This window comes from Nitrosophilus sp. (assembly GCF_982775275.1).
The window spans coordinates 1-10374 of sequence record NZ_CEXZHP010000038.1 but is presented as its reverse complement, the minus strand read 5'-3'; the positions used below and the strand labels follow the sequence as shown (position 1 = coordinate 10374).

The 10374-nt window shown below is 34.0% G+C and carries 9 protein-coding genes; 2 read left to right on the top strand and 7 right to left on the bottom strand.

The window, feature by feature from the left end; genetic code table 11:
* Positions 1-67: 67 nt before the first annotated feature.
* Positions 68-1162 carry a multiheme c-type cytochrome gene (locus tag AC30RD_RS03315; protein ID WP_489492802.1) on the top strand — a complete coding sequence of 365 codons (1095 nt, stop codon included), beginning with the start codon at positions 68-70 and terminating at the stop codon, positions 1160-1162.
* Here the strand turns inward: AC30RD_RS03315 and AC30RD_RS03310 are convergent.
* The 3 genes from AC30RD_RS03310 to AC30RD_RS03300 are packed head-to-tail and all read right to left on the bottom strand — an operon-like array spanning position 1152 to position 4283.
* Complete coding sequence (locus AC30RD_RS03310; RefSeq protein ID WP_489492801.1) at positions 1152-1748, bottom strand: DUF2238 domain-containing protein; 597 nt, start codon at positions 1746-1748, stop codon at positions 1152-1154. The genes AC30RD_RS03315 and AC30RD_RS03310 overlap by 11 nt on opposite strands.
* 3 nt (positions 1749-1751) lie before the next feature.
* Entirely contained in the window at positions 1752-2078 is a 327-nt protein-coding gene (locus AC30RD_RS03305) for a thioredoxin family protein (RefSeq protein ID WP_489492800.1), read from the bottom strand.
* A gap of 36 nt (positions 2079-2114) precedes the next feature.
* Positions 2115-4283 carry an IGHMBP2 family helicase gene (locus AC30RD_RS03300; RefSeq protein ID WP_489492799.1) on the bottom strand — a complete coding sequence of 723 codons (2169 nt, stop codon included), beginning with the start codon at positions 4281-4283 and terminating at the stop codon, positions 2115-2117.
* 48 nt (positions 4284-4331) lie between these two features.
* Between AC30RD_RS03300 and AC30RD_RS03295 the strand changes: the two genes are divergently transcribed.
* A complete protein-coding gene (locus tag AC30RD_RS03295; RefSeq protein WP_489492798.1) occupies positions 4332-5084 on the top strand; it encodes an EI24 domain-containing protein in 753 nt (250 codons plus the stop codon).
* On the opposite strand, the gene AC30RD_RS03290 is transcribed toward AC30RD_RS03295, so the two are convergent.
* The 4 genes from AC30RD_RS03290 to AC30RD_RS03275 are packed head-to-tail and all read right to left on the bottom strand — an operon-like array spanning position 5075 to position 10328.
* A complete protein-coding gene (locus tag AC30RD_RS03290; RefSeq protein ID WP_489492797.1) occupies positions 5075-5701 on the bottom strand; it encodes a hypothetical protein in 627 nt (208 codons plus the stop codon). The genes AC30RD_RS03295 and AC30RD_RS03290 overlap by 10 nt on opposite strands.
* A 36-nt stretch (positions 5702-5737) precedes the next feature.
* On the bottom strand, positions 5738-6688 hold the full coding sequence (locus AC30RD_RS03285) for a malate dehydrogenase (protein WP_489492796.1): 951 nt from the start codon (positions 6686-6688) through the stop codon (positions 5738-5740).
* 9 nt (positions 6689-6697) lie between these two features.
* Complete coding sequence (locus AC30RD_RS03280) at positions 6698-8653, bottom strand: FAD-binding protein (protein WP_489492795.1); 1956 nt, start codon at positions 8651-8653, stop codon at positions 6698-6700.
* A 19-nt stretch (positions 8654-8672) separates the two neighbouring features.
* Positions 8673-10328 carry an electron transfer flavoprotein-ubiquinone oxidoreductase gene (locus AC30RD_RS03275; RefSeq protein WP_489492794.1) on the bottom strand — a complete coding sequence of 552 codons (1656 nt, stop codon included), beginning with the start codon at positions 10326-10328 and terminating at the stop codon, positions 8673-8675.
* Between the last annotated feature and the right edge of the window lie 46 nt (positions 10329-10374).

Below are 10374 nucleotides of genomic sequence, written 5' to 3'. Positions count from 1 at the left end.
AATTAAGAAAAATTTATTAAAATTTCGTCAAAATTCAAAATGATAACCAAAATCAAAAAGGATAAAAATGAGGAAAATGGTTTTATTAATAGCGCTTCTTTCGGCAACTTTTGCCAATATGAAATTTGCTCCAAATAAGGATTGTAAAGAGTGTCATCCAAAAATATTTGAAGAGTATCAAACAAGCATGCACGCAAACGCTACCATTTTTAAAGACCCTATTCACAAAGCAGTATGGGATAAACATCCCGCCAAAAAAAAAGAGTCCTACAACTGCGCAAAATGCCACACCCCTGCCGCAAATAATTTTAAAGAGCTAATAAAGCCAAAAAACGGCGTTTTGCCCGACAAAAACAACCCTACTCAAAATGATGCAGTAGCTTGCGCATACTGTCATAGAATAAAAGCTATAAAAGAGGACCTAAAAACAAATCACAATATTATCTCAAAAGAGCCAAAAAAATATTTTGCCACATTAAAAGAGCATATAAAATCTCCTTATCACGAGATAGAAACTACAAACCCCAACTTTTTAAAGGGAAACGTATGTATGGGATGTCACTCTCACAAAAGAAACAAGTTTGGACTAAATGTTTGTTCAACAAATGAAAACAGAGAGATTGAAAATGCAAATTGTGTAAGCTGCCATATGCCAAAAGTCAAAGGAAGCGTTTCTACCCTTAGAGAGACAAAAACTCATTCTTTTCACGGCTTTCCGGGAGCTCATGTTCATAATAAAATGTTAAAAAAATATGTGGATATTGAATTTTTGCCCCATTTGAAAGGGTTTGAAATAGCGATAAACTCTAAAATACCGCACGATTTTATGTTGCATCCAGCTCGCGTGGCTTTTGCAAAAATCGTAGTAAAAAGAGGTGATAAAAAGGTTTTTGAAAAGAGTGAAATTTTCGTTAGAGTAATAGGGGCTAACAATAAGCCAACCCCACCTTGGCTCGCAAAAGAGGTAGTAAAAGATAATATGATAAAATCAAACGAAAAAAGAGTTTTAAAATATGATTTTGAGTTAAAAAAAGGCGATAAAATCGTTGTGATGCTTGGTTACAAACTTGTTAAGCCACCTTTAGCCAAAAAACTTGGATTGGAAAAAAACAAAATCGCCAATAAGCCATTTATATTTAAAAAAGAGGTATTTAAGTTTTAATACCTCTTTTTTTCGCAAAATAAAAAATTGTGGCAAAAATAGCTCCCAACCCATCCAAAAGCATATCTTTTTGGGCATCCCAAATATCCCCTTGAGCACTTACATAATCAAGCCCAGCTTCTGGATTCATAAAAATTGTTGCTATCCATTCAATTATCTCATAAATTGACGCTACGGTAAATATTGAAAATATGGGAAATAAAAAAAGAATAGTTTTTGAGTTTACAAGTTTTTTTCTATCCAAAAATTCCGCGATTGCATAAGCGTAAAAGCCTACGGTAAAATGTGCGATCCTGTCATAATTATTTCTCTCCCAGCCAAAAAGATCGTTTACAAAATCAAAAGGGACATCTTTAAATGTATAATGTCCCCCTATCGTATGCATATAAACCCAAATACTCATCAAAAAATAAGCTGTATTTGAAAATCTAAATTTTTTGAATGTAAAAACCAATGGCAAAACTACAAGCAAAACAGTTATATTTTCCGTTAACCATACCACTTTATCTTTTGGATCTATAGCACAAATCAAAAAAAGAGCAACATAAATAGCCAATAAAATATGCGGAAGATATCTTTTAATCATCTCTCATCCAAAATATAGATCATAAATTTTTTTAATTTTTTCTTTTAAATGGGAAATACTAACGTTTCTACCCTCTCTGCAAAACTCTTTTCCCTCGAAAAATATTAAAATCGTAGGTGCGCTAAATATATTAAATCTTCCGGCTATTTGCGGAACTTTAGAAGAATCTATTTCAAAAAGTTCGATTTTTGGAAAATCTTTGGTAAATAGCTCTTTTATTTTTATTTTTAACGCATCGCAAACGTTACAATTGGGAGCTGTTATATATAAAAGAGAAGCTTTTGAAGATAAAACATTTTCCAACTCTTTAATATCTGAAATTTTATCCATCTTATCTCCTACTAATAAATTTTTATCAAGGCTAATTTATTTAAATTCTATAATTTTTCCTTTTTCGTTAATATATTCTAAAAATTTTTTATAAACCTCATCACTTTTTAATGTTTGACTATCTCCGATACATATAAGCTTTCTTTTTGCTCTGGTAATGGCTACGTTCAATCTTCTTAAATCTTTTAAAAATCCGATTTTACCCTCTTCGTTACTTCTTACAAAACTTATAATTATAACCTCTTTCTCTCTTCCTTGAAACCCATCAACACTCTTAACCTCAACTCCTATATCTTCTTGGCTAAGAAGAGTTTTTATTCGTTTAACTTGGGAAAGATATGGAGAAATTACGCCGAGGTCTTTTTCTTTTAAACCTATATCAATTAGCTCTTTTACTAAATCAACAGCGATATTTGCCTCAACTATATTTTCATAACTTGTAGATCTATCAGGTAAGCTCTCTTTTGCCTCTACTCCCTTTGTATCTACAAAAACCAAAACAAGATTTGGATCCAAAATATCTTTGTATTTTGTAGGCTCTTTTAAATCAAAATCGGCTAATGTATGATTTTTTACGTTTTTGTCGGCTATAAGCTCATTATTGTAAAAAAGCTGATTTGAAAAACCCATAATCTTTTCGTTCATTCTATATTGAACATTTAACATTTTAGAGTTTATTGGAAATTTTTTTATTAAATCTTCAAAAAGAGAGTTTTTTAATTTATCGGCTTCTTCGCTAACTACCGTTGGAGGAAGCTGTTTATGATCTCCAGCGATTATAAATCTTTTTGCATGCATTATAGGAATTAAAGTTGATGGAATAATCTGCTGGGAACCTTCGTCAATTATAGCTACATCAAACTCAAAATCTTTCAATATATCACTCATTATCATCGAATTTGTCGATAAAACTACATCACTCTCTTTAATAATATTTTTATAGGCTTCTTCCTCTTTTGCTCTAAGTTTGCTAACTAAAGCCTCTATCTTTTTATTGTATTTAATCCATGTTGCCATAGATTGTAACGTCTTTACGCTAACTCCCCTTTGGCTTTTTCCTTTTGCGGCTAATGTGACTATCCTATCATAGCTCATTCCCCTACTTCTAGCTTGAGTAGGTTTTGAATACTCTTCTCTTTTTTTAGCCAGCAAACCAACCTCTTCCCAGCCTTTTTTAATGGCTAAAGCTTCAAAACTCTCTTCATATTTAGCGTGAATACTAAACTCTTCAAGCTCTGATAAGATTCTTGCTGGATGTCCGATTCTAACTAAAGATATTTTTTTATCCGCTAGTCTACTTAGCATATTGTCAACGGCTGTGTTTGAATCGGCAACGGCCAATACTTTTTTACCTCTTTTAACCTCTTGCAAAATTATCTCTATCAATGTGCTGGTTTTTCCGGTTCCTGGAGGTCCGTGAATCAAAAAAAGCTCTTTACTTCCCAAAGCCAAAGAGGCAGCTTCTATTTGAGAGTCGTTTAAATTTTTATTTTCCAAAACAAAATCAACTTTTAAAGGAGGATTGGGCTCTTTTAGACCTAATGCCAGATTTCTTATATATCTTTTTGCTCCGTGAGCATCTCTTAGTATTTCTAAATTTTCTTCCATTCTTTTAAAAGTTATATCGTTTATATAAAGATCAACTCTTATAGATCCCCCATAAACCCATTTAGGCGGCATATTTTCAAAAGCGACAGTTATATAATATTTTTTAACTTCGCTAACGGTTCCGGTTACGTCGCTTTTTAGGGGCTCTCCTCTGCTTATTAAAACGATATCTCCAGATGAGATTTCGGTCTCTATTGGTCTATTTCTTCCAAATTTAACAAAATATAAATTAAATTTTTTTGGTTCTTTTTGCCCCTTTAGATCAAGTATGGCTCTTCCAAAAATCTCCCTCTCTTTTGCGCTAAAACCCTTAATTTCATTAATCTGTTGGGAAATTTCGGCAACTCTTTCTAATTCTATTAGATATTTATACTCCTCTACGAAATTGTGAATATATTTTATCTCCTCCTCTTCTGATATATTTGGTATTAAAGATTTTGGAGGTTTAAACTTTACCCTTTTTTTTAAAATTATCAATGTAGAGTTATTAGCGCGGTAGATATTTTTTATATCGCTTTTTTTAAGCTTCAATTTTCTTAGCTCTTTATTTAACTCCTTTTCGTCAGTAACTTTTGGTAAAATTATCGGTATACTCAAACTTGTCCTTTAATTTTTTTAAGATATTTTATAATAAAGGTAAAATTTATGCAAAAAAATATTTTTTTAGCGGCTTTTGAGGATTTTTTAAGTTCAAAATTTTTGACCTTAACATTAGCTCCCTTTTTTATAACCCTTATCATATTTTCAGCTCTTATTTTTGGAGCCGGAAGCGAATTTTTTGATATTTTAAACCAAATAAGTCAAAATCCGCAAAGTATCAACGATCCGCAAATTCAAGAATTTATAAAAGAGTATCCCATAATTTCTACTATTGCTGGTAGTTTTATTTTTCACGCACTTGCCGGGATAATATTTGGTATTTTGGGCACAGGTCTTGCTATCTTAGCTTCAACGGCCGTTGCTCTTATGGTAGTTGGTTTTTTTACCCCAATTATCGTCAACGAGATACATAAAAGACATTATGCCCATATACCAAAAGAGGGAGGAATAGATATTTTTTCATATATAATTTTGGTTATAAAAACTTTTTTTAAATTTATAATAATCTTTATTTTATCCATCATTTTATATTTTATACCCCTTTTAAATTTAATAGCGATAAATATACCTTTTTATTATCTTTTTGCCTCTTTATTGATATTAGATGTTGGAGGAGAGATACTCAAAAAAGATGAATTGGAAAATATTTTAAAAAATCACAAAAAAGAGCTTTTTGGATCTACGCTGATTTTATATATTATCTCTTTGATTCCATTTGCCGGTATGCTTTTGCAGGTATATTTTGTTTCGGTTTTAGCGCACCAATTTTTCAGATTAAAAGAGAGGTTTTACTCATAAACAGCTATTTTTATATCATCAAACGCACTTTTTGAATCTCCCATAGTAACTATTCCAGCACCCCCTTTATGGGAGATTTGATCATTTTTTATAAAAAAGCTCTCTTTTTCATTTAAATAGATTTTTATATCCTTATCACAAAATGAGGCTTTTAATATATTCCAACCATTTTTTAAATCCACTTTTTTGTGAAATATTTTTTTAACTTTTCCGTTTTTAACTACAAAAAAAGATAACTCTTTTTTGATAAAATCTAAAAGAACCATATAATAATTTTTTCTATCTCTCAATCTAAAAACTATTCCGCCATTTTTTTCATGCCCATCAACAGAATCTATTTTTGCCTCTATATATCCGTTTTTAAAATAAAGCTCTTTGGTATATAAAAGATTAAACTGATTTTTTTGGCTTCCTCTTGGATATTTTAATAAAACCGATTTATCTTTTGTAACTTCCCAGATACCCAAACTTTTTCTACCGGTAGAGCTCATTATCCATCCGCTGGGAATCTCTTTGGCTTTTGTTGAGTTAAAATTTTGTTCAATCTCTTTTTTGATTTTTAGACAAGCACCCTGTAACAATATCGCGCCTATAAAAAAAATGGCTAATACTCTCAAATTTTATCCTTTAAACTTCAAGCCAAAAGCTTGAAGTTATAAATTTTCAAAAAAACCGCTCTCTTCTAACATATTTATACTTTTTTTAACGCTGCTGACAGCTTTATCAAATTTTTCCTTAATATTTGGCTCAAGCTCCATCTCAATAATTTTATTTACACCTTTTGCTCCTATTACACATGGAACTCCTATGGTTACATCTTTATGCCCATACTCTCCATCCAATAAAACACAACTTGGAATAACCTTTTCTTCATCGCTCAAAATCGCTTCGACCATTACAGACACAGCACGACCTGGAGCATAAAAAGCAGAAGTTTTTAAATATTTTACGATTTCTGCCCCACCCTCTTTAGTTTTTATAATAACATCTTCCATATCTTCTTCACTTAAAAGCTGAGGTAAAGGAACGCCTCCCACGCTTGTTACTTGCGGATATGGCACCATATCTTCACCATGATTTCCTATTACCATAGCTTTTGTTTGGCTCATACCAAAACCAAGCTTTTGATATACCTGATATGCCATTCTTGCTCTATCTAAAGCTCCTCCCATACCTACAACCCTGTTTCTTTCCCAGCCAAGCACCCTATAAGCTACATAGGTCATAACATCCAAAGGATTTGAAACTACAAGCACAATGGCGTTTGGAGAATATTTTTTTATGTTTAAACAGACCTCTTTTACTATATTTGCGTTAATATCCAAAAGCTCCATTCTCGTCATATCCTTTTTTCTTGGAACCCCCGCCGTTATAACAACAACATCACAATCTTTTACCTCTTGGGGATCTGAAACTCCTCTAACTACGGTTCCTCTTGGAGAATAGTTTGTAGATTGACTAATATCGATAGCTTTTCCTATAGCAACTTCTGGAACAATATCATATAAGAGTATTTCATGACAGGTTCCGGTAAACGCCAATGAATACGCAGCCGTTGCGCCTACCGCTCCAGCTCCGATAATGCCAACTTTTCTTCCGACCATTTTTCCTCCTTATTCGCTTTTTTCCAATCCAAAAGTAAACTCGCCTTTTTTAACTTTTTCTATCAGTTCTGGCACTATATCTTCATACTCCCCAACTATTCCAAAATCAGAATGTTTAAAAATAGGCTCTTTTGGATTGTGATTAATAGCAACAATTGTTTCGCTATCTTTCATACCGGCAATATGTTGAATCGCTCCGCTTATACCCACGGCAACATAAACTTTTGGTCTGACCGTTTTTCCGGTTTGACCTATCTGTCTTGCGTATTCTGCTACTCCTTCGTCAACCATAACCCTACTTGCCGCCCATTCGGCTTTAATACCTTTATCTTTTAATATTTTTGCCAACTCTTTTACCATCTTCATCTCATCACTTAATGTTCCTCTTCCTCCAGCAACGATAATATCCGCTTCAAAAAGAGACTGCAATCCTCCTTCGCCCCTTACCGTTTTTACGATTTTGGTAACAAAAAGTTCTTCACTTAATTTTGGAGCAAATTTGGTTATTATACCCTTTCTTTCTTTATCTTTTTTTGGAACCGCAAAAGTTCCGGGTCTTGCTGTGGAAATTTGAGGACAAGTAAAACCTAAAATTGTAGCCAATTTAGACTCTCCATAAGTTGGCCTTTTGGACTCAAGCACCGGATAATAGATAAATTTCTCTTTTGTTTTTCTATCCCTATATACATACTCCCCGATAGATAACTCAGTGCAATCTGCCGTTACTCCAGAATCTGTTTTTACCCCAATCCTTGGCGCTAGCTCTCTACCGGCCGTAGTTGCCGCAAAAAGTGCGATCTCTGGATTTTTCTCTTTAATAACTTGATAAAAAATTTCAGCATAAGGCAAAATCAGATACTCTTCTAATCTTTCATCATCAACAACTATTACTTCATCACTACCGTAAGCTATAAGCTCTTTTGCCAAAGGTTCAACATCTTTTCCTATCAATAGGGTCATAACCTTCGTATCTTCTCCCAATTGATTTGCAAGCTCTCTTGCGGGCGTTAATAGCTCCAAAGAGCTTCTTGCGATTTTTTTGTTTACTACCTCTGCCCAGGTTAAAATCCCTCTCGCTCCGTTTCTAAAATCTACTACTTTTAGGTTTTCATCTCTTTTTTGCTCTTTTTTTACCTTTTTCTCCTCTTTTTCTAAAATATTTTTCCCCTCTTTAAATTTTTCAATAAACTCCTCTACCACCTCTTTTTCGTTATGTCCGCTTACGATTTTTGCCGGCGGTCTTTTACTTTTTATATCTACAACTTTGGCAACTATTGTTGGGCTTCCGCTTAAACCTATCTTTTCATCACTTAAATGTATGTCGTCGATATTAAATATTTTTATTTTGGCGTGTTTGGCTTTTATGGCTCCACTTAGGCTTGCTCTTCTTGGAGGGACACCCGTTGGAGTAAAACTTAAAACGGCAGGTATTGGCAGCTCTAATATCTGATATCCACCTTCAATAATCCTTTTTGCTTCAATTTTATTATCTTTTAGATGGGCTCTTTCTATAAAAGTTGCCTGTGGAATTTTTAAATTTTCGGCCACTTGTGAAGGAACGTGGGCAGTGTCTCCATCGCTTGTTTGTCTTCCGGCAACAATGATAAAATCTTTATTTAAATCTTTTGCGTATCCCAAATGTCTAATAAGCGTAGAAAGAGCCAATCCCGTTGCGTAAGTATCGCTTCCTCCAAGCCTTCTATCGCTTAAAAGATATGCTTCATCATATCCCATCGCAATAGCTTTTTTTAAAGATTGTTCAAATGATGGAGGCCCCATTGAGCATACTATCAATTTCGCGTCAGGATTTTCTTTTTTTAGCTGAAGTCCAGCTTCCAGCGCAAATTGGCAATCTTTGTTTATCATAGATTTTGCCTTTGTTCTATCCATAAGCCCATCTTCTCCCATCCTCATCTCAGAGGGAACTGGAACTTGCTTTATTAGCGCTATAATCGTCAAAGCCATCTACTCTCCTTTAAATTTTTTACATATAGTTATAATCTGGACCGTCTCCTCCGTAAGGAACGCTCCAAGTAATCTCCTCATTTACGGACTTAATATCGCAAGTTTTGCAGTGAACGCAGTTTTCAGGATGTAACCTCATCTCTTTTTTTCCGTCTCTATTTATATGGAGCTCATAAACCTCCGCTGGACAAAAAGAAACACATGGAGCGCCATATTCATCTATATTAAATCTATCAAAGCGCTCTTTATCTTTTATGATAAGATGTGGAGGCTGCATCTCATCATGCTCAGTTTTAGAGTAGTAAACGTCAGTAACTTTATCAAAAGTCAATTTTCCGTCAAACTCAAGTTTGTCTTTGAATCTATCTTTGAAAAATTCTCCTTTAAACTCTTTTAAACTTTTAGTTGTTTCGCTATCTTTTTCAAGCTCGGGCACAAAGGCGCAAGCCCCTTGAGTTAATAGCTGTATTCCCATCTGAAATCCGCCAAAAACCATTCCTCTTTTCATTACCGCTCTAAAATTTCTTGTTGGGTAGAGCTCTTCATAAATCAATGAACTATTTACTTTATCTTCATACTCTTTTAACCTATCCATAGAGGTATCTTTAAGATCTAAGGCTTTTGCGGCCACATCTCCTGCTAATCTGCCAGACTCTACAGCCAAATGCACGCCTTTTAATCTTGCAGTCGTTAAAAATCCGGCACTATCTCCAACAATCATAAGATTGTGATCATAATATCTTGGGATCGAATTCCAACCACCTTCTGGCAAAGTTTTTGCACCAAACTCCAAAAGTTCTCCATCTTCTATTATTTTTTTAATTTCCGGGTGAGTTTTATATATTTGCATCAAAGCGTGTATATCGGTAGTTGGATCTTCATAATCCAAACCTACCACCAAACCTATAGCCACTCTATTTTGAGTTAAACCGTAAATAAATCCCCCTCCAAACTCAACTCCGTCTTTTAACGGAAATCCAAAAGTATGATATATTTCTCCAGGTTTAATTCTTCCCTCTTTTACCCTCCAAAGCTCTTTTATTCCAAGAGAGTAGATTTGAGGTTTACTTTTTTTATCGAGTCTTAATCTATCTATTGCCTTTTTTGCAAGGCTTCCTCTTGTTCCTTCGGCCAAAATGGTTATAGAGGCTTTTACTTTCGTTCCTTCGACAAAATTTTCCATCTTATTCCCATTATGATCAAGACCGGTATCTTTCATTTTTACGCCTACGACCTTACAATCTTCGTATAAAAGATCATCAGCCGCAAAACCGGGATATATCTCAACTCCTTTACTTTCTGCAACTTTAGCTAAATATCTGCAAACTTCTCCCAATGATGCTACATAATTTCCTTCATTTGACATATATGGAGGATGAAAGGGGAGTTTTTTTACATCACCATCTTCTTCTAACTTCATAACGGTATCTATTTGCACTTTGCTATCAAAGGGGATATTTTTAAACTCCTCTTCACCCAATAAAGATTTTAAACTATCCGGTTTTATTACCGCCCCAGATAGTATATGAGATCCGACATTTTTTCCCTTTTCAACTACCAATATCTTTTTATCAAGCCCTCTTTTTTTCAAAGAATCGGCAGCAGATATGGCAGCACTCAGTCCGGCTGGTCCCGCGCCTATAATCAAAATATCCGTATTTACAACATCGCTCATATCTCCTCCTAATTTAAGATGGTCTTTATATTTAATAACTTAAATT

Excerpts from the sequence above, each read along its gene's own strand:
- AC30RD_RS03315 (WP_489492802.1), top strand. The coding sequence starts at position 68 with ATGAGGAAAATGGTTTTATTAATAGCGCTTCTTTCGGCAACTTTTGCC.
- AC30RD_RS03310 (WP_489492801.1), bottom strand. The coding sequence starts at position 1,748 with ATGATTAAAAGATATCTTCCGCATATTTTATTGGCTATTTATGTTGCT.
- AC30RD_RS03305 (WP_489492800.1), bottom strand. The coding sequence starts at position 2,078 with ATGGATAAAATTTCAGATATTAAAGAGTTGGAAAATGTTTTATCTTCA.
- AC30RD_RS03295 (WP_489492798.1), top strand. The coding sequence starts at position 4,332 with ATGCAAAAAAATATTTTTTTAGCGGCTTTTGAGGATTTTTTAAGTTCA.
- AC30RD_RS03285 (WP_489492796.1), bottom strand. The coding sequence starts at position 6,688 with ATGGTCGGAAGAAAAGTTGGCATTATCGGAGCTGGAGCGGTAGGCGCA.
- AC30RD_RS03280 (WP_489492795.1), bottom strand. The coding sequence starts at position 8,653 with ATGGCTTTGACGATTATAGCGCTAATAAAGCAAGTTCCAGTTCCCTCT.
- AC30RD_RS03275 (WP_489492794.1), bottom strand. The coding sequence starts at position 10,328 with ATGAGCGATGTTGTAAATACGGATATTTTGATTATAGGCGCGGGACCA.